Origin of the sequence: Streptomyces sp. AP-93, assembly GCF_022808175.1 — a bacterium.
In the GTDB taxonomy this organism is placed as follows: Bacteria; Actinomycetota; Actinomycetes; order Streptomycetales; family Streptomycetaceae; genus Streptomyces.
Window position 1 is genome coordinate 176,742 of the sequence record NZ_JALGBX010000003.1, and the last position, 25,441, is coordinate 202,182.

13 protein-coding genes are annotated in these 25,441 nt (G+C 71.8%); 2 read left to right on the plus strand and 11 right to left on the minus strand.

All coding sequences use genetic code 11. The features are described from left to right. Positions 1 to 18 precede the first annotated feature (18 nt). Positions 19 to 687, minus strand: coding sequence for an isochorismatase family protein (locus MTF69_RS06755; protein WP_243331580.1), 669 nt, complete (start codon positions 685 to 687; stop codon positions 19 to 21). Between the two features lie 118 nt (positions 688 to 805). After that, entirely contained in the window at positions 806 to 1,018 is a 213-nt protein-coding gene (locus MTF69_RS06760) for an MbtH family protein (RefSeq protein ID WP_243331582.1), read from the minus strand. Between the two features lie 199 nt (positions 1,019 to 1,217). Here MTF69_RS06760 and MTF69_RS06765 point away from each other — a divergent pair, with 199 nt between their 5' ends. Continuing rightward, positions 1,218 to 2,333 (plus strand): alpha/beta hydrolase-fold protein, encoded by a 1,116-nt coding sequence (locus MTF69_RS06765; protein ID WP_243331584.1) that lies wholly within the window; start codon positions 1,218 to 1,220, stop codon positions 2,331 to 2,333. Positions 2,334 to 2,430: 97 nt separating this feature from the next. On the opposite strand, the gene MTF69_RS06770 is transcribed toward MTF69_RS06765, so the two are convergent. From MTF69_RS06770 to MTF69_RS06805, 8 genes are all read right to left on the minus strand, one after another. Next, positions 2,431 to 4,137, minus strand: coding sequence for an ABC transporter ATP-binding protein (locus MTF69_RS06770; protein WP_243331586.1), 1,707 nt, complete (start codon positions 4,135 to 4,137; stop codon positions 2,431 to 2,433). Further along, a complete protein-coding gene (locus MTF69_RS06775) occupies positions 4,124 to 15,079 on the minus strand; it encodes a non-ribosomal peptide synthetase (protein WP_243331587.1) in 10,956 nt (3,651 codons plus the stop codon). Before MTF69_RS06775 ends, MTF69_RS06770 begins: the two co-directional genes overlap by 14 nt. Positions 15,080 to 15,137: 58 nt before the next feature. Beyond that, positions 15,138 to 16,925 carry an ABC transporter ATP-binding protein gene (locus MTF69_RS06780; protein ID WP_243331590.1) on the minus strand — a complete coding sequence of 596 codons (1,788 nt, stop codon included), beginning with the start codon at positions 16,923 to 16,925 and terminating at the stop codon, positions 15,138 to 15,140. A 2-nt stretch (positions 16,926 to 16,927) separates the two neighbouring features. Beyond that, on the minus strand, positions 16,928 to 17,989 hold the full coding sequence (locus MTF69_RS06785) for an iron-siderophore ABC transporter substrate-binding protein (RefSeq protein ID WP_243331592.1): 1,062 nt from the start codon (positions 17,987 to 17,989) through the stop codon (positions 16,928 to 16,930). A gap of 104 nt (positions 17,990 to 18,093) precedes the next feature. After that, entirely contained in the window at positions 18,094 to 18,939 is an 846-nt protein-coding gene (locus tag MTF69_RS06790; protein ID WP_243331594.1) for an ABC transporter ATP-binding protein, read from the minus strand. 40 nt (positions 18,940 to 18,979) lie between these two features. Then, complete coding sequence (locus MTF69_RS06795) at positions 18,980 to 20,053, minus strand: iron chelate uptake ABC transporter family permease subunit (RefSeq protein WP_243331596.1); 1,074 nt, start codon at positions 20,051 to 20,053, stop codon at positions 18,980 to 18,982. Further along, positions 20,050 to 21,138 (minus strand): FecCD family ABC transporter permease, encoded by a 1,089-nt coding sequence (locus MTF69_RS06800; RefSeq protein WP_374322302.1) that lies wholly within the window; start codon positions 21,136 to 21,138, stop codon positions 20,050 to 20,052. Before MTF69_RS06800 ends, MTF69_RS06795 begins: the two co-directional genes overlap by 4 nt. 130 nt (positions 21,139 to 21,268) lie before the next feature. Next, positions 21,269 to 22,636: a lysine N(6)-hydroxylase/L-ornithine N(5)-oxygenase family protein gene (locus tag MTF69_RS06805; RefSeq protein ID WP_243331599.1), complete on the minus strand. Its 1,368-nt coding sequence runs from the start codon at positions 22,634 to 22,636 to the stop codon at positions 21,269 to 21,271. A gap of 263 nt (positions 22,637 to 22,899) precedes the next feature. On the opposite strand from MTF69_RS06805, the gene MTF69_RS06810 reads away from it, so the two are divergent. Then, a complete protein-coding gene (locus MTF69_RS06810) occupies positions 22,900 to 23,847 on the plus strand; it encodes a methionyl-tRNA formyltransferase (protein ID WP_243331601.1) in 948 nt (315 codons plus the stop codon). Positions 23,848 to 23,986: 139 nt separating this feature from the next. On the opposite strand, the gene MTF69_RS06815 is transcribed toward MTF69_RS06810, so the two are convergent. Further along, a complete protein-coding gene (locus tag MTF69_RS06815) occupies positions 23,987 to 25,321 on the minus strand; it encodes a class I SAM-dependent RNA methyltransferase (RefSeq protein ID WP_243331604.1) in 1,335 nt (444 codons plus the stop codon). Positions 25,322 to 25,441: the final 120 nt, after the last annotated feature.

A 25,441-nucleotide genomic window follows, 5' to 3' on the forward strand; every position in this document is an offset into this window, starting at 1 on the left:
TGCGTCGGCGGGCGGCGCTCAGGCATCCTTGCGCACGTTTCGGGACCCTCCGCCGAGCAGCAGCTCGCGGAGCAGGGTCTCGGTCGTGCACACCACCGCGCTGCGGGCGGCCCAGCGCAGAGCCATCGCGTGCTCCTCGGCCGAGAAGTCGGCGACGGCGTCGGCGACCACGAAGGGCTGGATGTCGTTCATGAAGGCGTCCGCGGCCGTCAGCAGGACGCCGAGGTGGGCGTGGACCCCGCAGACGATCAGCTGGTCACGCCCCTCCGAACGCAGCAGCCTCCCCAAGTGGCTGCGGAGGAAGGCGTTGTGGCGCACGTTGGCCAGCACGCGCTCGCCCGGCTGCGGGGTGAGCGGCGGGATGATCGCGGCGGCGTCGGTCCCGTCACCGATGCCCGGCCCCCAGACGTCGGCGGCGAGGCCGCGCTGGCCCGGCGGCTGGGCGGCCGGCTCGGCGGTGAAGACGACCGGAATTCCCAGTGCCGTGGCGAGGGCCCGAAGAGCCGCGATGTTCTCGACGAGTTCCACGACCGGGGACCTGTCCGTGGGGAGCTCCCCCACGAAGTGGTTCTGCATGTCGTGGACCAACAGCGCGGCGCGGCCGGGGTCGATGGCCCAGGACGCGCAGGAGCGGGGCAGGGCGGCGCGATCGGGCATGGGGTAGGAGCCGATGGCCGGCAGGCCCATGACGATCCCCTCCCCCTGATGCCGTGCGTACGGTCCCACACGCAGGCTGCGTAGTTAGCTTAGCCTAACCTAATTTACCCGACCCGCTCCGGCGGCCCGTCGACAACCGGCCCCCCGGTCAGGCCTCGACGGCCGCCGCGAGGGAGCGGGGGCGCAGGTCGGTCCAGCTCGACTCGATGAACTCCAGGCACGCGTCACGGGTGGTCTCGGCGAGGGCGACCGTCCATCCGCCGGGAGCGTCGGCGAAAGAGGGCCAGAGGGAGTGCTGACCCTCGTCGTTGACCAGGACCAGGAAGCGGCCGTCGGCATCGTCGAACGGGTTGGTGCTCATACTGGGGTTCCTCCAGGAGCCCGATGGGACCGGCGGGTGGCGTCGGCGTGCGGCGCGCGGTGTGCGGCGCGCACAGTCCGACAGCGGGCGCCGTGCCCGTGGGGAAGGTCGATCGGAATGAAGAGAGCCAACCACTTAGGTTAGGCTCGCCTAATTATAGAGCCTAACGTTTCCCCTTCCCCCTCACAAGGAGGCACCGATGCCTGCACTCGAACGGACCCTGGCCGAGGACGGCTCGGAGAGCCCGTTCGCCGCGTTCGGCCTGCCCGCCGCGCCCGGCACCGATGAGTTCTGGGCGGCCGCGGCTCCCGCGTCCGCGCCTTCCGGCGACGGCGGTTGGGTCACCCTGTTCCTGTGGCGCGGCAGCCCGACGGTCATCGACTTCGAGAGCTGGTCGGATCCGGTCGTGCTGCTCCGGTGGCGCGACACGGACTGCTGGTACGCCGAGGTGCGCATGCCCGCGCGGCTCCGGGTGACCTACCGGTTCCTCGCGGATGACGGATCGTCGTACCCCGATCCGCTCAACCCCCTCCGGGCCGGAGGCGACCGGTCCATCGTCGCCACCCCGGACGCTCCGCCCCAGCCGTACTGGCCCGCCGTGGGCGCCGACGACGTCCTGCCGCTGCCGCGCACCCGGATCCGCTGGGCGAGCGAACGGCTCGGCGGGAAGCGCACCGTACGGGTCCACCCCGTGGGCGGCGGCGGACCAGTGGTCCTGCTGCTGGACGGGGACGACTGGCTGTACCTGCACCCGGCCATGACCGCCTTCGACGCGGCCTTCGAGGCCGGTGACATGCCCCCGGCCACGCTGGTGTTCCTGCCCACCAAGGACCGGCAGGCGGAGTTCGGTTGCCGGCCCGAGCTGTGGGAGGCGGTACGGGACGAACTGCTGCCGCTGGTCGCCGACAGCGGGGTGCCCGCGGACCTCGGCCGGCTGGTGGTCGCCGGGCAAAGCCTCGGCGGTCTGAGCGCGCTGTACGCGGCGACGGAGTTCCCGGAGCTGGTGTCCCGGGTCGCCTGCCAGTCGGGGTCGTTCTGGTGGACGCCGGAGGCCTCGGACCTGCCGGACCCCCTGGGCGGTCCGCGCGGCGGCGCGATCGCCGCGCGCCTGCGCGAGCGCCCTGCCCCGTCCGGGCTGCGGATCGCCTTCGACGTGGGCGAGCACGAGACGCGCATGCTCCCCCACTGCGAACTGGTCGAAGCCCTGACCGAACAGGCCGGTGCGACCGTACGGGTCTCCAGGTCGCCGTCGGGCCACGACCGGGCGGGCTGGCGGCAGGCCCTGCTCCGGGACGTCGCCTGGGCACTGGCCTGACCACGTGACACGGCAAGGGGGCCTGGTTGCCCGGCGGATCGCCGGGCAGCCAGGCCCCCTCTGTTCACCGGCTCACGAAGTCACACGGCTCACGAAGTCACCGTGTGACCGCCGCGCAGTACGCCGGGTCACTGGCCAGCAAGTGCCGGTGCGTGCCCTCGGCCGTGACCACCCCGTCGTCCAGGACCAGGACCCGGTCGGCGGCGTCCAGCAGGGCCGGGCTGCTGGTGATGACCACGGTGGTACGGCCCCGGCGCAGCTCCGCGATCTTGCGTGCGACGAGTTGCTCGGTGACCGCGTCCACGGCCGTGGTCGGGTCGCGCAGCACGAGTACGTCGGAGTCCGCGGCCAGCGCCCGGGCCAGTGAGAGCCGCTGGCGCTGCCCGCCGGAGAGGTTCGAACCGCGGTCGCGGACCTCGTAGTCGAGTCCCTGCCGGTGCAGGGCGACGACGTCGGTCAGCATGGACGCCTCGACGGCCTCGGGCACCGTCCGGCTGGTGCCCGACGGGTCGATGTTCGTACGGAGGGTCCCCGCGAAGATTTCGCCGTCGTACGGGTTCACCAGCATCAGCTCGCGGACCGCCTCGACCGACAGCTCCGCCAGGTCCTGCCCGCCGAGCCGCACCGCTCCGCCGTACGCGGCCGGAGGCACGTTCACGGCCAGGATCGAGGCGAGTTCGGCCGCCGCGCGCGGCTGGTAGACCGCGATCGCCGTGAACTGGCCCGCCGGGACCCGGAACTTCAGGCCCTGGAGGGACTCGTAGCGGACGCAGTCGATCTCCAGGTCGCCGCCCGGTGCCGGGCGGGCCGTCCCCGGGGCCGCCACCGGCGGTGCGGACAGCACCAGGGCCATCCGCTCCGCCGAAGCGCGCGCCATCATCACGTACTTGGGCATGTCCGAGAACAGCCGGAGCGGTTCCATGATGAACTGCGCCAGGCCCACGGCCATGACGAGCTCACCGATGCTGATCTGCCCGTCGAAGGCCAGCCAGCCGGCGGTCAGGGTCACCGAGGCGGCCAGCGTCGCGTTCAGGCCCAGCGCGGTGCCCGTGTAGACGCCGTTCACCCGGGCGACGGTGATCGCCTGTTCCTTCGCCTCGGTGCTGACCTTCTGGTAGGACCGGAACGCCGCGTGGTTGCCGCCGAAGCCGTGCAGCGGGCGCAGGCCCGTGATCAGGTCGGCGACCTTCGCACCCGCCCGCGCCACCCGGGCCTGCTGCTCCTGGGTGCTGCTGCCGATCCGCTTCGACATCACGCTGAGCGTCGAGAGGATGGCGATCGTCCCCACCATGACCAGCAGCCCGAGCCGCAGGTCCGCCAGGCTCAGCGCGACCGCCGCGACCAGCACCGCGACCGAGGAGCTGATCAGCATCGGCACGACCTCGACGATGTCGGCGGTCTGGTCGGCGTCCTCGGTGGCGATGGTGAGCACTTCGCCGGACTTCAGGTCCACGTCCCGGGCCACCGGCTGGAGGCCGCAGGACGCCACCCGCACCCTCCAGTGGTGGGCCTCGGTCGTGTTGGCCTTCTGCAGGATGCGCATCCCGAACCGCCACGACAGCGACACGGTCGTGATGATCACGGCCAGCGCGGCGATCGAGAGGGCGAGCGCCCCCGGGCTCCGGCCGCCGCCCATCGTGTGGTCGACGATCAGGCCGAGCGCGATGGGGAAGGCCGTCTCGCCCGCCTGGTACAGGCCCATGAGGACGGTGCCCCAGACCATGGCGCCGACGTTGCGCCGTATGGCGGTCCGGAGGATGTCGGATCCCGCGCGGCGGGATCTGTGGACGTCAGGAGTTGTCATCAAGGTGCCGGGCAATCGCTTCGGGGGTTCGCAGGGTGAGCAGGTCACGGATGGTGATGGCGGGGCCGAATTCACGGCGCAGGAGTCCGACCAGGCGTACGGCCAGCATGGAGTGTCCTCCGAGGGACACGAAGTCGCTCACGGCGCTCACCTCGTCGTCGTCCAGGTCCAGGGCTTCGGCGAAGAACTCGCAGACCAGGACCTCGGTCTCGGTCTCCGGGCCGCGCTCGCCCGAAGTGGTCAGCGCTCCCAGCGGCTTGGGCTCGGGCAGGGCCTTGGTGTCGGCCTTCCCGTTCACCGTGAGCGGGATGGCGTCGACCTGGGCGTAGTGCGTCGGGCGCATGTAGTCGGGCAGTCCGGTACCCGCCTCGGCGGCGACCGCCGCCAGGTCGGATCCGGCCGCCAGTACGAGGTACGCGGCCAGCCGGTGGGCGCCGTCGACCTGCGGGTCGGGCTGGGCGACCGCGGCGGTGAACCGCACCGCCGGGTGTGCGGCGAACGCGGCCTCCACCTCTCCCAGCTCCACGCGGTGGCCTCGGATCTTGACCTGCTGGTCGGTGCGGCCGAGGTACATCAGGTTCCCGTCCGGCCGGCGGATCACCAGGTCGCCGGTACGGTACATGCGCTCGCCGGGCGCCCCGAACGGGGAGGCGACGAACCGGTGCGCGGTCTGGGCCGCCTGGCCGAGGTACCCGCGGGCGATGCCGATTCCGGAGACGTAGAGCTCACCGGGAACCCCGTCCGGCAGCGGCCGCAGCCACGGGTCCAGGACGAACACCTCGGTGTTGTCGATGGCCACGCCCACCACCGGGTCCTGGCACTCGAAGGTGCCGACGCCCAGGGTGTTGATGGTGTATTCGGTGGGTCCGTACAGGTTGTAGCCGACGGTCCCCTCGGTCTCGGCGAGCCGCTGCCACAGGGTCGGGGTGACCGCCTCGCCGCCCAGGAGCACCAGCGCGGGGCGCCGGTCCGGGTTGTCGAGCAGGCCTTCGGCCGCCAGCTGCTGCGCGTAGGTCGGGGTCACGTTGATGACGTCGATCCCGTGCTCACGGCAGTAGTCGACCAGTGCGGGTGCGTCGCGGCGCAGTTCCTCGTCGCAGATGTGCACCTCGTGGCCGTCGGCGAGCCAGAGCAGCTCCTCCCACGACATGTCGAAGGCGAAGGACACGGTGTGCGCGATGCGGAAGATCCGGTTGCCGTGCTCGGCCAGCACCGGTTCGAAGATGCGGCGCTGGTGGTTGATCAGCATGTTGGTGAGTCCGGCGTACTCGGTCACGACGCCCTTGGGCTTGCCCGTCGAACCGGAGGTGTAGATCGTGTACGCGGGGTGGCGCAGCCGGTTCGGGTCGTCCGGCGCGAAGGTGACCTGCGGCTCGGCCTGCGGAAGGGGCCGGTCCAGCTCGATCAGGTCGCCGGGCCCGGTCAGGCCGCCGGTCAGCCGCGGCGAGACGGCGCTGACGGTGAGGATCACCTCGGGCCGGGCGTCGGCGACGATCGTGGCGATCCGCTCGTCCGGGTGGTCCAGCTCCAGCGGTACGTACGCGGCTCCGGTGCGCAGTACGGCGAACAGCGCGACGATCCAGTCCGGCGTGCGCGGGATCGCCAGGCCCACCGTCTTCTCCGGGCCGATGCCGCGTCCGGCGAGCACGCCCGCCAGCAGGCGGCTGCGGTCCTGGAGTTCGGCGAAGGTCATGCTCCGGCCGTGTGCGACGAGCGCGACCCGCTCGGGTGCGCTGTCCGCCGCCCGGTCGAAGCGGTCGACCACCGTGTCGGTGCCGATGTCCGTCCGGTCGGCCGGCGCGGGCACCGGCCCGAGGCCGGGCAGCGCGCCCACTGGTCCGGTGGACGTGGCCAGCTCCTGGAGCAGGCCGACGTAGTCGTCGAGGAGGCGACGGGCGCTGCCGGAGTCGCCGTGGCGGTGCTCCAGCTTGACCGTGAGCCGGTCGCCGGGCGTGACGACCCAGGTGAACGGGTAGTGGGTGGAGTCGTCCGACTTCACTTCGGTGATGCCGTGGCGGGCGTTCATCTCGGCGAGCCCGTCCAGGTCCAGGAAGTTCTGGAGCACGAACAGGTTGTCGAAGAGGGTGTCGTGGCCGCTGGCCCGCTGGATCTCGCCGAGCCCCAGGTGCTCGTGCTCCATCGCGTCGACCCGGGCCGCCTGCACGGAGGCCAGGTACTCCCCGACCGTGTCCTGCGCCCTGGCCCGCGTCCACATGGGCACGGTGTTGAGCAGCACGCCGACGATGTCGGCCAGGCCCTCGCCGTCGCGGCCGGAGACGGTCACGCCGAAGACGGCGTCGCTGCGGCCGGTGTGGGCGCCGAGCAGCAGGCCGAAGGCTCCGGTGAGGACCGAGTTCAGGGTGACTCCGTGCGCCTTGGCCGTGTCCCGCAGCAGCTGCGACTGTTCGGCGGAGAGCGTGTGGAGCAGCGCGGGCGGCAGGTCGTCCGAGAGGGTCGGCGCGGGTCCGGCGAGCAGCGTCGGGCCGGAGAGGCCGGTCAGGTGCTCGGCCCAGAACCGCTCCGAGAGCGCCGGGTCCTTGGCGGCGAGCGCGCGGGCGTGGTCCTCGAAGCCCGGCACGGCCGGGGCCGCGGACGGCTGCTCACCGGCGAGTACGGCCCGGTAGGCCTCGAACAGGTCGCGGAGCACGATCGCGCGGGACCAGCCGTCCCACAGCAGCAGGTGGTAGCTGAGGAGCAGGCCGTCGCGGCCGTCGGGCAGCCGGATCACGGTCAGCCGGACCAGCGGCGGCTCGGCCGGGTCGAAGCCGGTGTTGCGGTCCCGGACGCGCAGGGCTTCGACTTCCTCGTCGGTCGACAGCTCGACCGTGTGGACGCCGGCCCGGCGGCCCGCCTTGAGGATCTGGACCGGGTTGCCTTCGTCGTCGGTGGTGAAGCCGGCGCCGACGACCGGGTGGCGCGCCATGACGACGGCCATGGCCTCGGCCAGTGCGTCGGTGTCGAGGCGGTGGTCGAGGGCGAAGTAGCTCTGCGCGACGTAGTGTCCGGCCGTGCCGGCCAGCTGGGCCTGGAAGAACAGGCCGCGCTGGAGCGCGGTGACGGGCGCCGTGCGCTCGGCCGTCACGGAGGCTTCCGCGAGGGTTTCCAGGGCGTGCAGCCAGTGCGCGGTGATCTCGTCGGGGATCTCCTCGGCGAGGGTGAAGGCCGCGTGCAGGCTGCCCGTGGCCGCGTCGGTCCAGGCGTTGACCTCCACGGCGTACGGGCTGCCCTGGTCTCCGCCGGTGATGTGCAGCGCCTGGGACTCGCTGCCCCGGCCGAGGTAGTTGAAGAGCACCTGCGGGCGTGCGGTCAGCAGCGGGGCCGTCTGCGGGTTGAGGTAGCGCAGCCGGCCGTAGGCGAGGTGCCCGGACTCGTCGGGCTGGCGCTCAGCGAGCTCGCGGGCCGCCGCGACCGGGTCGGTGTGCGCGGTGAGCCGGACGGGCGCGATGGCCGTGAACCAGCCGACCGTACGGGTGTAGTCGTGGTGCTCCAGTACGGAGACCCGGCCGTGCCGCTCCAACTCGATCGCGAGATCGGTGGGCTCCGGCTGGATCCGGGTCAGGGCGGTGCGCAGGGCGCCGCACAGCAGCTCGGTGAGGGCGACGCCGAGCGCGGCGGGGGCGGTGCGCGTCACCCGGTCGCTGGCCTCGGGACCGAGGACCACGGTGGTGTCGCGCAGCGCGCCGGAAGCGGGCAGCAGCGGGGGCGCCTGGAGGATGTCGACCCAGTGCCCGAGGTCGTCGGCGCCGGCGGCGGACCGCAGGGTCAACGCGTCGGCGTACTCGGCGTAGGAGGTGGTCGCCGGTGCGAGGGTCTCCCCGCGCAGGGCGGCGGCCAGGTCGTCCAGCAGGATCAGCCAGGACACCGAGTCGACCGCGATGTGGTGCACGGTGACCACCAGGGTGCCGGTCGCCGCGAGCCAGGTGAAGGCGGTGACCTCCCCGGTCTCGGGGTCGAGCCGGCCAGCGGCCTCGTTCGCGGCGGCCGTGGCGTCGGCCGTGTCCGCGCGGACGACGGTGGCCTCGCGGGCCGGTTCGGTGCGCAGGGTCCACACGCCGTGCCCGGTGTTCAGGCGCATCCGCAGGGCCGGGTGGGCGGCCAGTACGGCGTTCGCGGCGCGCTCGATGTCGGCGAACGCGGTGCCTTCGGCCACCTCCACGCTCCGGGCCTGGGCGAACCGGGCGAGGGAGCCGCCCAGTTCGCGCTGGCGCAGGATGATCGGCGTGGGCGCCAGCGGGCCGTCCTCGCGGCGTGCGGGCGCCGGAGCCGGGGCCTGGGTCTGCGGCGCACGCGTGCCCAGGAGCTCCGCGAGCGCGCGCGGCGTCTTCAGGAGGAACACGTCGCGGGGTGCGATCGGCAGGCCGAGCGCCCGGGCGCGGTTGACGACGGTGATGGCGATGATGCTGTCGCCGCCGGCTCCGAAGAAGTCGGTGTCGGCGTCGGCGTCCGGGTGGGACAGGGTGTCGGCGAAGATGCCGACCAGTGAGGCGAGCTGCGAACTCCTCCCCGCACTGCCGTCCACCGGGGTGTCGTCCTGCGCGGCCCGCGCGATCAGGGCCTTGCGGTCCAGCTTGCCGTTGACGGTCAGCGGCAGTGAGTCCACGGGCAGGACCCGGCCCGGCACCATGTGCACGGGCAGCTTCTCCGCGAGGAGGGCGGAGAGGTCTCCGGGTACCCGCCCCACGACGTGCGCGACCAGGTGGTCGCCGCTGTCGGCCACGGTGACGGCCACGTCGATCACGCCGTCGAGGTCCCGCAGCGCGGACTCGACCTCGCCGAGCTCGATGCGGAAGCCCTTGAGCTGGACCTGGTCGTCGGCGCGGCCGGTGAACTCCAGCTCCCCGTCGAGGGTGCGGATGGCGAGGTCGCCCGTGTGGTACATCCGGGAGCCGTCGCTCGCGAACGGGTTCGCCACGAACCGGCCCGCGGTCAGGCCCGGCCGCCCGAGGTAGCCGAGGGACACCTGGTCGCCGGCCACGTAGATGGCGCCCACCTGACCCGGCGGCACCGGCCGGAGCCGGTCGTCGAGCAGGTAGGTGGTCAGGCCCGGGATGGGGCCGCCGATGGGGCTCACGTCGTCGCCGAAGGCGAAGTCCTCGTCGGTCAGCACCCGGTGGGTCACGTGGACCGTGGTCTCGGTGATCCCGTACATGTTGACGAGCTCGGGCGAGGCGGCGCCGTGCCGCTCGATCCAGCCGCGCAGCCGTCCGAGGTCCAGTGCCTCGCCGCCGAAGATGACGCGGCGCAGCGCGGGGAGCTGCTCACCGGCGTGCCGGTCGGCCTCGACGAACTGGTAGAAGGCCGAGGGCGTCTGGTTCAGCACGGTCACGCCGCGCTCGCGGACCAGCCGGTGGAAGTCGACCGGGGAGCGGGTCAGCCCGTAGTCGGGCACGAGCAGCTCGCCGCCGTGCGCCAGGGCGCCCCACAGCTCCCAGACGGCGAAGTCGAAGGAGTAGGAGTGGAACTGGACCCAGACGTCGTCGGGGCCGAAGCCCATGTCGGGCTGGGTGTTGGCGAGCAGCGCCACCACGCTGGAGTGCGGGACGACGACGCCCTTGGGCTTGCCGGTCGAACCGGAGGTGTAGATCACGTACGCGGGATCGTGCCGGCTGACCCCGTCCGCCGGAGCCACTTCCTCAGCGGCATCCTCCTGCGCAAGCTCGTCGCCCTGTACGAGGACGCGTGCGGCGACTCCCGCCCGCTCCAGTAGGGCCGTGAAGCGGTCGCGCTGACCGGGATCCACGAGGACGGCCTGCGGGGCGGCGTCGCCGAGGACGTACTCCAGGCGCTCGTCGGGGTAGGCCATGTCGAGCGGTACGTACGCGCCGCCCGCGCTGACGATCGCGACCAGGGCGACGACCTGCTCGATGGTGCGCGGGACGGCCACGGCCACGCGCCGGCCCGGCCGGACCCCGGCCGCGCGCAGGGCGGCGGCCAGTTCGTTCTTCGCGTCGGCGAGTTCGCCGTAGGTCAGCGAGCGGGTGGTGCCGTCGAGCGCGCACTGGGTGACGGCGGTGGCCGCCGGGTCCCGGTCCGCCGCGGCGTCGAAGAGTTCGCCGAGGGTGGTCGGGGTGATCCGTGCGGGGCTCCTGCTTCCCTCGGGCGCCAGGTCGCCGACCGGGGCGTCCGGCCGGGTGAGCAGGCCGGTCAGGGTGTGCGTGAACCGGTTCAGGATGTCCCGGGCGCTGCTCTCGCGGAGCAGTTCGCCGTCGTAGATCAGGTTGAAGCGCGGGCGCCCGTCGAGGGCACGCTCCACGACCAGGGTCAGCGGGTAGTGCGGGGCTCCCTCGTTGACGAGGCCGGTGACGGCGAGGGTGTCGCCGGTACGGCGCAGCGCGGCCACGTCGGTGGCCACGTCGAACACCACGAGGGTGTCGAAGAGGGAGCCGACGCCGGCCAGCCGGCCGATCCGGGCCAGCGAGACGTGCTGGTGCGGCAGGACCGCGCCCTGGTGCTCGCGTACGGAGGTGAGCAGTTCGTGCGCCGTGGTGCCGGCGGCCCACCGGGCGCGCAGCGGGACGGTGTTGATGAACAGGCCGACCATGTCCTCGATGCCGGGGACGTCCGCGTCGCGGCCGGAGACCGTGGAGCCGAAGACCACGTCGGCGGAGTGCAGGATCCCGCCCAGGGTCACCGCCCAGGCGCTGTGCACGGCCACGCTCAGCGGTACGCCGGCCGACCGGGCGGCGGCGTCGATGTCGAGCCCCGGTTCGACGGAGGTGTCGGCGAACCGGTCGGACGGGGTGTGGTCCCTGGCCACCAGCGAGGGGCCGGGCAGCTCGGCGAGTTCGGCGCCCCACACGCGGTCGCTCTCGTCGGCGTCGCGCTCCGCGAGCAGGCCGACGTAGTCGGGGAAGCCGCTCAGCGGGTAGGTGCTCCCCGGCGCGTGGTACTCGGCGAGCAGCGCGCGCAGCATCGGGGGCACCGACCAGCCGTCGGCGATGATGTGGTGGACGGTCTGGACCAGGACGTCGCGGCCGGATTCGGTGTCGCGGACCAGGGTGAACCGCATCAGCGGGCCGGTGGCCAGGTCGAATCCGGCGCGGCGGTCGCGCTCCGCGTGCGCGTGGAGTTCCGCGTCGGTGATGCCGGGCCGGTCGAGGGTGGTGAAGGGCGCCTCGGCGCCGGTTTCCAGTACGGAGACGACGCGGCCGTCGGCGAGGGCCGTGAACCGCGCGGCCAGGTTCGGGTACAGGGTGAGCAGGCGGGTGGCCGCGGCCGCGAGGCGGGCGGGGTCGAGGTCGCCCTCCAGCGTGAGCAGCTGCTGTTCGACGTAGCTGCCCGCGGAGTCGTCGTCGAAGACCGAGTGGAAGTACAGGCCTTCCTGCAGCGGGGTCAGCGGGAGGACGGTGCGCAGCGCGGGTCCGTCCAGGGCGTCGACGTCGGCCTGGGTCAGCCGCACCAGCGGGAAGTCGCTGGGCGAGTGCCCGCCCTCGTCGAGCGCGGCCAGGGCGGTCAGGGCCGCCTGGAAGTGCCCGCCGATCGCCTCGATGTCCTCGTCGGTGAACATCCCGTCGGGCCAGGAGACGGTGGTGACGAGTTCGTAGTCGCCGGTGGCGGAGGGTTCGGCGATCGCGTTGAACTCCAGGGCGCGCGGCAGGCGCATCCTCGGGTCGCGCTTCTCGCCGAGCTGCCCGGTGGTTCCGGAGATCTGCCAGTCCCCCGACGCGCCCGCGTCGAAGCGGCCCAGGTAGTTGAAGAGGACCTGGGGTGCCGGGGCCGTGAAGGCGGCGTCGGCCAGGTAGCGCAGGGCGCCGTAGGAGACGCCGTTGCTCGGTACGCGGGCGAGGTCTTCCTTGACGGCCGTGAGCGCGGCGGCGAGGTAGCGGGGGTCGGTGAAGTCGCCGGTCGTGCCGGGGTCCACGGTCACCGGGAACAGTGTCGTGAACCAGCCGACGGTGCGCGACAGCTCCGCCTCCGTGCCGGCGGCGCCCGCGACGTGGCGTCCTTCGCGGCCGTGGCCCTCCAGCTCGATGTGCGCGAAGGTCTGCTCCTGGCCGCGGCCGCGGCGCCACCGGGCGAGGGTGACGGCGAGCGCGGTCAGCAGGACGTCGTTGACGCCCGCGTGGAACTTCGCGGGGATCTCGCCCAGCAGTGCGGCCGTGGCCTCGGAGCCGACGGTGAAGACCCGGGTCCGCTCCCGCTCGACCGTGTCGGCTTCGGACGGGGCACGCCTGCCGAGCGGCGCGTCGGGGCCCGGCAGGGGGCGCTCGAAGTAGGTGCGGTCCGCGTCGAACCCGGCGCTTGCCAGGAGCTGGGTCCAGCGCCGGAACGAGGTGCCCACCGCGGGGAGTTCGATCGCCTCACCGGCGGTGAACTGGCTCCATGCCGTGGCCAGGTCCTCCATCAGGACCCGCCAGGACACGCCGTCGACCACCACGTGGTGGGCGACCAGGACCAGCTGGCGGGCCTCGCGGCGCCAGACGGCCCGCAGCATCACGCCGTTGTCCGGGTCCAGTCCTTCGGTTGCGAGGGCGACGCACGCGTCGAGCGGCCCGTCGCTCTCCTGCCAGTCGGCGGTGGCTCCGGCGGCCTCCGGGATGTCGAAGCTCCAGCGGTCCCCGCGGACGAGCCGGGCGCGCAGCATGTCGTGCCGGGCGACGACGGAGTCGAGGATCGGCCCGAGTGCGTCGGCGGTGAGGTCCGCCGGGGTGTTCAGTACGACCGCCTGGACGAAGCCGTCGATGGCGTCCGTGGTCCGGCCGAGCCACTGCACGATGGGCGATCCCGGTACGGGACCGGTCGCCACGTCGGCGTGGTCCACCCGGGACGCGTCCTCGCGGCCGGCCACCGCCGCCAGGGCGCCCAGGACGCTGTTGGCGAAGATCTGTCCCGCGGTGACGTAGAGGCCCGCCGCGCGCAGTGCGCTGAGCAGCGAGATGGCGAGGATGCTGTCTCCGCCGAGCTGGAAGAAGTCCTGGTCGACGCCGGCTTCCTCCAGGCGCAGCACGGAGGCGACGGCCCCGCAGACCGCGCGCTCGTTGTCGGTGGAGGGCCGGATGGACGTCCCGGTGACGATTTCGGGTTCGGGCAGGGCGCGCCGGTCGAGCTTGCCGTTCGCGGTGAGCGGGAACTCGGTCATCACGACGATGTGGGCGGGCACCATGTACTCGACCATGTGCTCGGTGGCCCAGGCCTTGACCTGGTCGGCCCGCAGCTCCGCGGCTCCCGCGGCCGGGATCACGTAGCCCACGAGGTAGGTGCCGCCCGCGCTGTTCTTCTTCGCGATGACGCAGGTGTGCCGTACCTCGGGGTGCTCGGCGAGGCCGGCCTCCACGTCCTCCAGCTCGAGGCGCATGCCGCGGACCTTGACCTGGTTGTCGGCCCGGCCGAGGAAGTCCAGCGAGCCGTCGGGGGCGAACCGGGCGAGGTCACCGGTGCGGTAGAGGCGGGAGCCGTCGCCCGCGAAGGGGTTCGCCACGAACCGGGACGCGGTCAGTCCGGGTGCGTTGACGTATCCGCGGCCCAGGAGGAAGCCGCCGACGTAGAGCTCGCCGCCGACGCCGACCGGGACGGGGCGCAGCTCGTCGTCGAGGACGTACAGCTGGGTGTTGGGGTTGGCCTTGCCGATCGAGGTCGACAGGCGTTCCGCCTCGCCCCGGTAGATGACGTGGGAGACGCCGATGGTCGTCTCGGCCGGGCCGTAGCCGTGGTACATGGGGATGTCGAGCCGGGTGCGGTAGCGCTCGTACAGCTCGGGGGTGAGCACCTCGCCGCCGCACCACACGTGGCGCATGCTGTCGAGGCGGCCGGAGTCGCCGGCGATCTCCAGCAGGACGTCCAGCATGGAGGAGACGAGGTAGGTGAAGGTGACGCGGTGCTCGGCGATCACGCCGAGCAGGTGGTGCGGGTCGCGTTCGCCGCCGGGCCGCAGGACGACGAGGCGGCCGCCGCACACCAGCGGGAGGAAGATCTCGTTGATGGATATGTCGAAGGACAGCGGTGCCTTGAACAGCGAGGCGTCGTCGTGGCCGAATCCCAGGATCTGGTTGACCTGCCACAGCAGGCGCTCGCTGATCGCCTCGTGCCGGATCATCGCGCCCTTGGGGCGGCCGGTCGAACCGGACGTGAAGATCACGTAGGCGAGGGAGTTGCCGTGCGCGGTGATTCCGGTGCCCGCAGTGTCCTCGGTGGGATGGCCGGCGTACCGCCAGTCGTCGAGGTCGACGGCGACGGCGGCCGGTTCCGCGGGGTCGTGCTCGCCGGATCCGTTGAGCTGCAGCACGACCCGCGCGTCGTCGATGACGACGGCGCGGCGCGCGGCGGGCCACTGCGGGTCGAGCGGGACGAACGCGCAGCCTGCCTGGAGCACGCCGAGCAGGCCGATGACCATGTCGGCGGAGCGGCCCAGCGAGATGCCCACGACCTGCTCGGAGCCGAGTCCGCGGCCGGTCAGGTGGTGGGCCAGCTGCGCGGCCAGCTCCGCCGCCTGGCGGTAGGTCAGCGAGCGGTGTTCGTCGATGATGGCGACGGCGTCCGGCCGCAGGCGTGCCTGCTCGCGGAACATCTCCACGATGGTCGGCCGGACCCTCTCCGCCCCGTTGTCGTTCCACTCGGCCAGGGTCTTCAGCCGCTCCGCCACGCTCGACGGGCTGATGGTGCCGATGGGCCGGTCGGGGAAGTCCGCCAGGTCGTCCAGCGCGAGCTGGGCTTCGGACGCCAGGACGCCTTCGGGGACGGCGATGGCGAAGCCGTCCGGGGCGGCCTTGCCGCTCTCCCAACCGCTGGGCGCGCTGCCGCCGTTGTCGACCCATCCGAGCACGTCCGCGAAGAGCGTGCCGGGGTCCAGGTCGATTCCGTCGGGGCTCTCGCCCGTCGCCCAGTACGACAGTCCGATGGCGCAGGCCTCGGCGATGGTCCGGTCGGAGTATCCGCCGGTCCGCCGGCGCACGTCTGCCAGGCGCGTGGGAGAGATCAGCACGAGACGAGCGCTCGGTTCCATCATTTGAAGACTCAACACCCTTCCAAGGTACGAAGGCTAGCCTAACCTAAATTAGGGTGACCTAACTAGCGTCTCTCCAGGCCCGCCAGAGTCGCGCGTAGCGGCCGCCCAGAGCCACCAACTCCTCGTGCGTGCCCTGCTCCACGACGCGGCCCGCATCCAGCACGGCGATCCGGTCGGCCGCCACCGCCTGGGTCAGCCGGTGTGCCACGAACAGCGTGGTCCGGCCGGCGCAGGCGGCCAGTACGGCCCGTTCCAGCTCGGCGGCGCCCTCGCTGCCCGCCTCCGCGGTCGACTCGTCGAGCACGACCACGGGTGCCCGGCCCAGCACCAGCCGGGCCAGGGCGACTTGGGCGACCTTGGTGCCGTCCAGCCGCGCACCGCCCTCGCCGACCGCGGTGTCCAGCCCCTCGGGCAGCGCCTCGACCCACTCGGCAGCGCCTACGGTGCCCAGCGCGGCCAGCAGTTCGGCGTCGGTCGCCTCCGGCGCGGCCAGTCGCAGGTCGTCGGCGAGCGGCCCGGAGAACACGTGCGTCTCCTGGGTCAGGATGCTCACCAGCGCCCTCGCCGCCGCCTCGTCCAGATCGGCGAGGTCGGTCGAACCGATCCGCACCGAACCGGCCTCCGGGGTCCCGATGCCGGCGATGAGCGCGGCCAGGGTCGTCTTGCCGGCGCCCGTCGCGCCCACCAGGGCCAGTGAGCCGCCCGCCGGAATCGTCAGGCTGACGTCGCTCAGGACCGGTTCCTCGGCTCCGGGGTAACGGAACGTCAGCCCCTTCACCGTGACCGGGTACGGCTCCTCGTCCGCCGGCGCGGCGGACGAGTCGCCCACCAGCCGGTCCTGCGTGGGCTCCGCCAGCACCCCGACGAGCCTGGTCAGGCTCGCGCCCGACTTCTGGGCCTCGTCGAAGGTGAACATGATCGCGCCCAGCGGGGTGAACAGGCGGTGGAACACCAGCGGCGCCGCCGCCACTTCGCCGAGACTGGCGGAGCCGGTCTCCAGCAGGACGTAGCCCACGATCAGGATCAGCGACAGACCGATGAACTCCGCACGGTTCTCCCGGCCGACGAACCGGCCGAAGAAGTGGAACACCTCGATGCCGAGGTCCCGCACCCGCCGCGAATCCTCGGAGACCTTCTCTCGGAAGGCCTCCTCCAGGCGGTGTGCCCGTACCGTCTCGATGCCGTTGAGCCCGCTGATCAGTGCCTGAGCGCGCTCGGCCTGGGCCACCGCGCGCTTGCGGTAGAGCGGGGCCGACCGGGGCAGGTACCAGCGCAGGGCCAGCCCGTAGGCCGGCAGCGCACAGGCGCCGGCCAGGCCGAGCCGCCAGTCGAGGCCGAACATGCCGATGGTGGCGATGGCCACCAGGACCCCCGCGGAGAAGACCGTGGGGATGGCCGACCGGATGCCCTTGGACAGGACGGCGACGTCGTCGCCGACCCGGGAGAGCACGTCTCCGCGGCCCACCTGCTCGACCCGGGCACTGGGCATGCCCAGTACGGCCCGTACGGCGCCTTCGCGCAGGTGCGCGAGCAGGTCGGCGCCGAGCCGCCCGATCAGGTAGGCGGACAGGGCGGTGGCCGCCGCGCCGAGCAGCGCGGCGGCCACCATCCAGGCCCCGATCGTGACCAGGACCGAACGCGGTTCGCCCCCGGTCACTCCGTCGACCACCCGGCCGAGCAACAGGACGGGGAGCATCTGGAGAGCCGCCCCGGCGACCGTGCTGAGTACGGCGCCGGACGTCAGCCAGGGCATCGTGCGGCAGTTGGCCGCCACCCATCGGGCCGCTTCACGTCCGGTCGTCGTACGCAGGGTTGCCGGGGCGACCCGAGTGTCCGTGGTGCTCACACCTAGCCGACCGACTTGACGAGCTCGTCGATGGCGAAGGGCAGGGCGGGCAGGGTGGCCTGCGACATGGCCGCGCCGGCCGCGGGGCCCTCGCTGTCCAGCAGGTAGGACACCTTGTTGGCCTTGGTGACCTTCAGGTTGGCGAAGAGGTCGAACTTCTTCAGCGCGTCCGTGTCGGCCTTGTCGTTGACGACGAAGACGCGGTCGACGTCGATGAGGTCCATGCGCTCCGGGGAGAGCGCGAAGGAGAACTTGCCGCCCGAGATCTTGTCGAGCTCGGTCTGGCCCTTGAAGCCCATGCCGGTCAGGAGCTGGCCGCGCACGTCGGTGGTGGTGAAGGGGTTGACCGCGTCCTTGTACCAGGACACCGCGACGGCCGTCTGGGTGGCGAACTCGGGGTGCGCCTTCTTGACCGTGGCGAGCTTGTCCTGGATGCCCTGGACCATCGCCTTGCCCTCGGTCTCCTTGCCGACCGCCTTCGCGATCTGGAGGGCGTTGTCCTGCCACTTAGCGCTGAAGGGCTCCTTCTCGGCCTTGGTGCGGCCGACCGTCGGGGCGATCTTCGAGAGCTTGTCGTAGGCGGCCTGGTCGACCTCGGAGTAGACCGCGATGATCAGGTCGGGGCGCAGGGCCGCGATCTTCTCGAAGTTGGGGCCGGTGTCACCGTTGTTCATGATGACCTCGGGCTTGGTCTCGCCCCACTTGTCCTTCACCCAGGGCCACTGGGTGTTGATGTCGGGGCTCTGACCGGCCGGGTTCGGGTACTGGTCGGTCATGCCGACCGGCTTGATGCCGAACGCGAGGACGTTCTGGTCGTCGGTGTAGCCGACGGTGACGACCCGCTGGGGGGCCTTCTTGACCTCGGTGGAGCCGAAGAAGTGCTCGACGGTGACCGGGAAGGCACCGGTGGCGGCCGGGGCGTTGGCGCTGTCGTCCTTCTTCTTGTCCTTGTCGGCCGAGTCGGAACCGCAGCCGGCGAGGACGCCTACACCGAGGGCCGCGGCGGACACGGTTGCCGCCAGCTGCCGCCAGGGCTTCATACGTGTCGTTCGGTCGAGGAGCATGCGGGATCCCTTGCTTTCGTGCTGTCCACTGCGGCCCCACTTAGGGCAGGCAAACCGTACCCCGGGGAAGTGAGGTAAGCCTAGCCTAAGTTAGGACTCTCGTTTCAGCTGCCCGCACTCTGGACATGAGTCCGCCCGATCGGCACGACGAGCGGCCGGTCGCCCACCGGATCGTCGATCACCATGGCGCGCAGGCCGAACGCCTCGTGCAGCAGCTCGGCGGTCAGCACCTCGCGGGGATGGCCCTGCGCCAGGACCGAACCGGCCTTCATCACGATCAGGTTGTCGCTGTAGCGCGCGGCCAGGTTGAGGTCGTGCAGCACCATGACCACGGTGCGTCCCGACTCGTGCAGGTCGTCCACCAGGTCGAGCACGTCGATGGCGTGCGCGAGGTCCAGATAGGTGGTGGGCTCGTCCAGCAGCAGCAGATCGGTGCCCTGAGCGAGGGTCATGGATATCCACACGCGTTGACGCTGGCCCCCGGAGAGCGCGTCGACGGGACGGTCGGCCAGGTCGGCCACCCCCGTCATGGCCAGCGCGCGCTCCACGACGGAGGCGTCGTCCGAGGACCACTGGCGCAGCCAGCTCTGGTGCGGGTGCCGGCCCCTGGCGACCAGGTCGGCCACGGTCAGGCCCTCCGGCGCGACCGGCGCCTGGGGCAGCAGGCCGAGCTTCTTCGCCACGTCCCTGGTCCGCAGCCGCGCGATGTCCTCGCCGTCCAGGACGACGGATCCGCTGGTCGGCTTGAGCAGCCGCGACAGGGTCCGCAACAGGGTGGACTTGCCGCACCCGTTGGGGCCGATGATCGTGGTCACCACACCCTGCGGGATCGACACGTCGAGCGCGTCGATGACGGTCCGGTCGCCGTACCCGACCGTGACGGCCCTGGCCGCCAACCGCGGAACGCCCTCGGCCCCGGACTGGACCTCGGTGATGGACTGAGCGACCACGGCTCCCCCTCTATTTAGGCTTGCCTAACCTTTGTATCACCTAGCGGCGGTTCGCCCGCACCAGGAGGTAGATGAGGAAGGGACCGCCGATCGCGGCGGTGACCACGCCGACCGGCAGGCTGATCGGCAGCGCCGTACGGGCGACCAGGTCCGAGCCGAGCAGCAGCAGCGCCCCCAGCACGGCGGACGCCACCAACGGCGGAGTCGGGGACTTCGTCAGACGGATCGCCACCTGCGGCGCCACCATGGCGACGAACGGGACCGGCCCGGCCGCACTCACGGCGAAGCCGGCCAGGAGCACCGCGCACAGCAGCAGGACAGCCCGGACCAGCGAGTACCGGACGCCGAGGCCGGCGGCCACGTCGTCGCCGAAGTGCAGCGGCTTGAACTGGAAGGCCACGCACGCCACGACCGCCGCGAGCGCGAGCGTGCCCCAGAGGGCCACCCACACCTCGTCCCACGACCGGTTGTCCAGGGAGCCGACCAGCCACGCCTGGGCCCGTGCCACGTCCCTGATGTCGGCGGTGACCAGCAGCCAGGTCGTGATCGCCTCCATCACGGCGCTCACGGAGAGGCCGATCAGGATGAGCCGGAAGCCGTCGACCCCGCGCCGCCACGCCAGGAAGTACACCAGCAGCCCCGTGCCGAGGCCTCCCGCGAGCGCCGCCCCCGACAGCCCCACGGAGCTGACGACCGCGGCCGTGGCCCCGCCCGACACCGTCACCAGGCACACCGCGACCGCGCTGGCACCGCCGGTGATCCCGAGGATGTCCGGACTGGCCAGCGGATTGCGGGCGATGGACTGGGTGATCGCCCCGGACATCCCCAGCGCGACGCCCACGACCAGCCCGGCCAGGGCCCGCGGCATGCGCAGGTCCATGATCACGAACTGGTCGACCTGCTCGCCCCCGCCGAAGAGGGTGGCGACCACCTGCGGCAGGCCGATGGGGAAGTCCCCCACGGCGATGGACAGGCAGAACACCAGGAAGGCCGCCGCCGTCAGCAGCAGCGTGACCAGCACGATCCTGGGCCGCCAGACGAACGACATGCCGCCGAGCCGCACGCCCGGCGCCACCGAGGGCTTCTCGGCGGGCTTCACCACTGTCACGTTCATGCGCTCTTGAACTTTCCCCGCCACACCAGGACCGCGAAGAACGGGGCGCCCAGGAGAGCGACGAGGATGCCCGCGTCCAGCTCTCCCGGCCGCACCACGACGCGTCCCACGATGTCGCAGACCAGAAGGACGACCGCGCCGAGCAGACCCGCGTACGGCACCAGCCAGCGGTAATCGGGCCCGGCCAGGTGCCGCGCGAGGTGCGCCACCATGAGGCCGAGGAAGGCGATGGGGCCGCACGCCGCCGTGGCCGCGCCCGCCATCAGCGTGATGGCGATGATGCCGACGGTCCGGATCAGCGCGATGTTCACGCCCAGTCCCCGCGCCACGTCGTCGCCCAGGTTCAGCAGGTTGACGGAGGGCAGGGTGACCAGCGCCAGCACGAGCCCGACCGCGATGAAGGCGGTCACCGGCCAGATGACGTCGAACCCGACGCCGGCCACCGATCCGGCGTTCCAGAACCGCAGGGCGTTCAGCGCCGCCTTGTCCGACAGCGCGACCGCCGTCGTCATCGCCATCAGGAACACCGTGACCCCCTGCCCGGCCAGAGCCAGCGTCAGCGGATTGCCCGCGCCCCGGCCGATGCTCGACAGCCCGAACACGACGACGCCGGCGAGCCCGGCGCCCGCGAAGGCGAACCAGACGTACTCGAACGGGTCGGTGAGCCCGAGCAGGGCGATCGCCGACACCACGGCGAACGAGGCGCCGGTGTTCACCCCGAGCAGGCCGGTGTCCGCGATGGGGTTGCGCGTATATCCCTGGATCAGTGCCCCGCCGACGCCCAGGGCGATGCCCGCCACGACCGCGAGGACCGTACGGGGCACCCGTACGGTCCGCATGATGAGCCTGGCTTCGGAGAGCTTCTGGTCGGGGTCCGGATCGGCGAAGAGCCCGTGCCACGCCTCGGCGGGGCTGAGGGCCCGCGCACCGACGGCGAGGGACACCAGCGCCGCGGCCACGAGGACCGCGAGGATGACGGCCAGACCCACGATCCGCCGCCGCCGGACCTGCGCGACGACCCGGGAAGGTGCCGGGCCTTCGACCGCGGGCGGGCCGCCGGCGGGGCGGCGAGTACCAGTGGGCACGGACGTTCCTTCGGTATGGGGCAACTGCTGTATGGGGCAACTACTGCATGAGGCAACTGGTTGCACACTACTGCCGTGCCTCAGGCGCGAGAACGCCCGGGAGGCACGGCAGTGGGTGGGTGGGAACCGGTCAGACGGCCGGCTGGCGGGCTCCGCCGCCCGCTCCCCCGGCGACCGGACGGGCCTGGTCGGGCAGGGCCTTGAGGTTCCGGTCGAGGATCGAGTCGAGTATCTCGCCGACGCGCACCGCGGTGTTGGACAGCAGGGAGGAGGTGATGCCGTGCGTGTGCTCGGTCCCGCCCTGGAGGTAGATGCCGCAGCTCAGTTCGAGGTCGGTCGCCACCCGGTAGTCGCGCTCGACGCGGACCCGGCCCTGGTCGTCGCGGTGGCAGCGGTCCGCGACCTCGCCGAGCAGGCCCAGGCCGTCGGCCTGCTGGTAGCCGGTGGCGCACACCACGACGTCGGCGTCGAGCACGCTCTCCTCGCCGGTGACGAGGGACTTGATGCCGGCGCGGACCCCGTCGGCGGTCTCCTCCACGCCCGTCAGGCGCGAGACGTTCAGGAAGCGGAGCCGCTCGGTGCCGAGCACCTTCTCCTGGTACGACTGCCGGTAGAGGTCGTCGATGAGGTCGATGTCCACCACGGAGTAGTTGGTGTTGCCGTGGTAGCCCATCAGCCGCTGCTTGACGTCCTCCGGGGCGGTGAAGTACTCGTCCACCGCCTGGGGGTCGAAGATGCGGTTGGCGAAGCTGCTGTCGTCCGCCGGGCTGTAGCCGTAGCGGGAGAAGACCGCGCAGACCTCGGCCTGCGGGAAACGGCGGTGCAGGTAGGCCACGTTCTCGGCGGCGCTCTGGCCGGCGCCGACCACGATGAAGCGGGTGGGCTCGCTGCCCTCCAGGCCGTCGATCTTCTTCAGCAGGTCGGTGTTGTGCCAGACGTGGTCGGTGCGCTCGACGCCCTCCGGCATGACCGGGCGCAGTCCGGTGGAGATGACCAGGTTGCGGGCACGGTGGACGACGACCTCGTCGCCGGAGCGCGCCGTCACGTCGAGGTACTCCACGATCCCGTCCCGCACCACGGGCTCGACGGAGACGACCTGGTGACCGTAGGAGACCATGTCGTCGACCTTGGCCGCGGCCCACTCGAGGTAGTCGTGGAACTCGACCCGCAGCGGGAACAGGTTCTTGTGGTTGACGAAGTCGATCAGCCGGCCCTTCTCCTGCAGGTAGCAGAGGAAGCTGTATTCGCTGGTTGGGTTCCGGAGCGTCACCAGGTCCTTCATGAAGGACACTTGCATCGTCGCGTCGTCGATGAGCATGCCGCGGTGCCACCCGAACCGGGGCTGCTGCTCGAAGAAGTGAGCGGTGACCGCCTCTTGCCTTCCGACGCGCACGTTGTGCTCGCTGAGCGCGATCGCCATGGCGACGTTCGACGGCCCGAAGCCGATACCGATCAGGTCGTGGATCAGTGGTGCGTCGCCAGGAAGAGCCTGTGACATGTCACTCCCATGTGGTGCGGGACAGCCGCCTGCCAGGCGTCGTGTCAGGGGTGGGGGAAAGGGGGCGTCCAGGCGCACCGGTGACCGGCAGCCGAGTGGAACTTAGGTAAAGCTAACCTGATCCAGGCGGACTGTCGACCAGGCAAACCGGACAACACCCCCACACTCAGGTCAATCAAGCCCAGAATCGGGGTTGTTGCGTCGTTAGGTAAGCCTTGCTTTACTTACTCCTGGTCATTTTGCTCTTCTGAGGAGGAACCCCGATGCGGGTCGTCATGTTCGGCTATCAGACCTGGGGCCATCGCACCCTGAAGGCACTCCTGGACTCCGAGCACGACGTCGTCATGGTCGTGACCCACCCCAAGAGCGAGCACGCCTACGAGAAGATCTGGAGCGACTCGGTCGCCGGCCTCGCCGAGGAGCACGGCGTCCCGGTCGTCATCCGCAACCGCCCCGACGACGAGGAGCTGTTCCAACAGCTGAAGGAAGCCGACGCGGACATCCTCGTCGCGAACAACTGGCGCACCTGGATCCCCCCGCGCATCTACACCCTGCCGCGCCACGGCACCCTCAACGTGCACGACTCCCTGCTCCCGAAGTACGCGGGCTTCTCCCCCCTCATCTGGGCCCTCATCAACGGCGAGCCCGAAGTCGGCGTCACGGCGCACATGATGGACGAGGTGCTCGACGCCGGCGACATCGTCATGCAGCGCTCGGTCCCGGTCGGCCCGACGGACACGACCACGGACCTGTTCCACAAGACGGTCGACCTGATCGCCCCGGTCACCATCGGCGCCCTCGACCTCATCGCCTCCGGCCGGACCGAGTTCACGAAGCAGGACCGCTCCCAGGCCACCTTCTTCCACAAGCGGGCCGAAGAGGACATCCGCATCGACTGGTCCTGGCCCGCCGAAACCCTGGAACGCCTGGTCCGCGCCCAGTCGGCCCCCTACCCCGCCGCCTTCACCTTCCACAAGGGCAAGCGCCTGGAGATCCTGACGGCCGTCGTCTCCGAGGGCCGCTACGGCGGCACCCCGGGCCGCATCTTCTACCGCGAGGGCGAAGGCGTGGTCATCGTCGCCGGCGCGGACGCCCGCACGGGCCGCAACCACGGCCTGGCCATCACCGCCGTCCGCACGGACGACGGCCGCGAACTCCCGGCCGCCGACTACTTCACGTCCATGGGCGGCTACCTCACCCCCCGCCCGTAACCGGCCGGGCGGCCCCCACCGCCCCCCCGAACCCCGGCCCGCCCCGGACGGTCCCCGGGCGGGCCGGCCGTCACCGCCGCGCGGACCCCTGGTCCGCGCGGCGGTGACTCACTGCCCACGGCATCCGCGGGCCCAAAGCTCAGTTGCCCTTCGCCACCGGCTCCAGGATCGCGACGCACTCCACGTGGTGCGTCATCGGGAAGAGGTCGAAGGCGCGCAGGGTGCGGACCTTGTAGCCCGCCTCCTGGAAGTAGCCCAGGTCGCGGGCGAGGGCCGCCGGGTCGCAGGCCACGTAGGCGATGCGGCGCGGGGTGAGGCCGGCGACCTGGCGGACCGTCTGCTTGCCGGCTCCCGCGCGGGGCGGGTCCAGGACGACCAGGTCGCACTCGGTGATGCCGGTCTTCGGGAGGATCTGCTCGACCTTGCCCTGCTCGATGCGCACGCGGGGGAAGTCGGTCAGGTTGTGCCGGGCGTCCTCGACCGCGCGCTTCGTGGACTCGATGCCCAGGACCGCGCCGGTCTCGCCGAGGCGTTCCGCGAGGGCGCCCGCGAAGATGCCGACGCCGCAGTAGAGGTCGAGGGCCATCTCGCCCTTGCGCGGCATCAGGCCCTGCATGACGGCCTTGATCAGGGTGTCGGCGGCCTGGGGGTGGACCTGCCAGAAGCCGCCCATGCCCACGCGGTACGTACGGCCGTCCGCGCGCTCGCGCACGAAGGGGCGGCCGTGGACGCGGTGGACGCCGCCGTCCTTCTCCTCGACGCGCAGGACCGAGACGGGCTTGTCCAGCTCCACGAGCGGGAGGCGGCCGCCGGGACGCGGGGTCAGGACGACCTGGCGGTCGCCGGAGCCGGTCGCGGCGATGGCCTCGACGGTGGCCATCTGGGGCCAGTCCTGCTGCTCGATGCCGAGCTCGGTGACGCCCGGCGCCGCGATCATGCAGTGGTCGACCGGCTGGATGTCGTGCGAGCGGTGCTTGCGCAGGCCCACGACGCCGTCCTCGTCGATCGCGTACTGCACGCGGGTGCGCCACTGCGGGACCTGCCCGGCGGGCACCTTGTCGCCCTCGGCCGGCATGACCGTACCGTCCCAGCCGGCCTGCTCCGGGGTGAGCCCGGCGAGCCGCAGCAGCTGCTCGGCGATGACCTCGCCCTTGAGCCGGCGCTGGGCGCCCGGCTTGGCGTGCTGCCAGTCGCAGCCGCCGCACTTGTTCGGGCCGGCGTACGGACAGGGGGCCTCGACCCGGTCCTTGGAGGGGTCCAGGACGGTGATGGCGTCGGCGCGCAGGAAGCGGGAGTCCTCCTCGCCCTCCGTCACGCGGGCGATGACCTTCTCGCCGGGCAGCGTGTGCCGGACGAACAGGACGCGGCCCTCGGCGGTCCGGGCGATGCAGTGCCCGCCGTGCGCGACGGGGCCGACCTCGACCTCGTACTCCTCCCCGACCAGTGACTGCTTCTCGTTCTGCTCGCTCGTCATGGTGGGGAGACTCCAAGGATGTGGATCAGAAGATCAAAAAGGAACGGCCGGACGACCGACCCACCAGTTTACGTGGATCTCGTCCGGCCGTTCGCCACCCCGGTTCCGGGGCGGCCGGTG

What these genes read in the sequence shown, in the direction of transcription:
- MTF69_RS06755 (WP_243331580.1), bottom strand. Translation starts at nt 687, where the DNA reads ATGGGCCTGCCGGCCATCGGCTCCTACCCCATGCCCGATCGCGCCGCC.
- MTF69_RS06760 (WP_243331582.1), bottom strand. Translation starts at nt 1,018, where the DNA reads ATGAGCACCAACCCGTTCGACGATGCCGACGGCCGCTTCCTGGTCCTG.
- MTF69_RS06765 (WP_243331584.1), top strand. Translation starts at nt 1,218, where the DNA reads ATGCCTGCACTCGAACGGACCCTGGCCGAGGACGGCTCGGAGAGCCCG.
- MTF69_RS06770 (WP_243331586.1), bottom strand. Translation starts at nt 4,137, where the DNA reads ATGACAACTCCTGACGTCCACAGATCCCGCCGCGCGGGATCCGACATC.
- MTF69_RS06775 (WP_243331587.1), bottom strand. Translation starts at nt 15,079, where the DNA reads ATGATGGAACCGAGCGCTCGTCTCGTGCTGATCTCTCCCACGCGCCTG.
- MTF69_RS06785 (WP_243331592.1), bottom strand. Translation starts at nt 17,989, where the DNA reads ATGCTCCTCGACCGAACGACACGTATGAAGCCCTGGCGGCAGCTGGCG.
- MTF69_RS06795 (WP_243331596.1), bottom strand. Translation starts at nt 20,053, where the DNA reads ATGAACGTGACAGTGGTGAAGCCCGCCGAGAAGCCCTCGGTGGCGCCG.
- MTF69_RS06805 (WP_243331599.1), bottom strand. Translation starts at nt 22,636, where the DNA reads ATGTCACAGGCTCTTCCTGGCGACGCACCACTGATCCACGACCTGATC.
- MTF69_RS06810 (WP_243331601.1), top strand. Translation starts at nt 22,900, where the DNA reads ATGCGGGTCGTCATGTTCGGCTATCAGACCTGGGGCCATCGCACCCTG.
- MTF69_RS06815 (WP_243331604.1), bottom strand. Translation starts at nt 25,321, where the DNA reads ATGACGAGCGAGCAGAACGAGAAGCAGTCACTGGTCGGGGAGGAGTAC.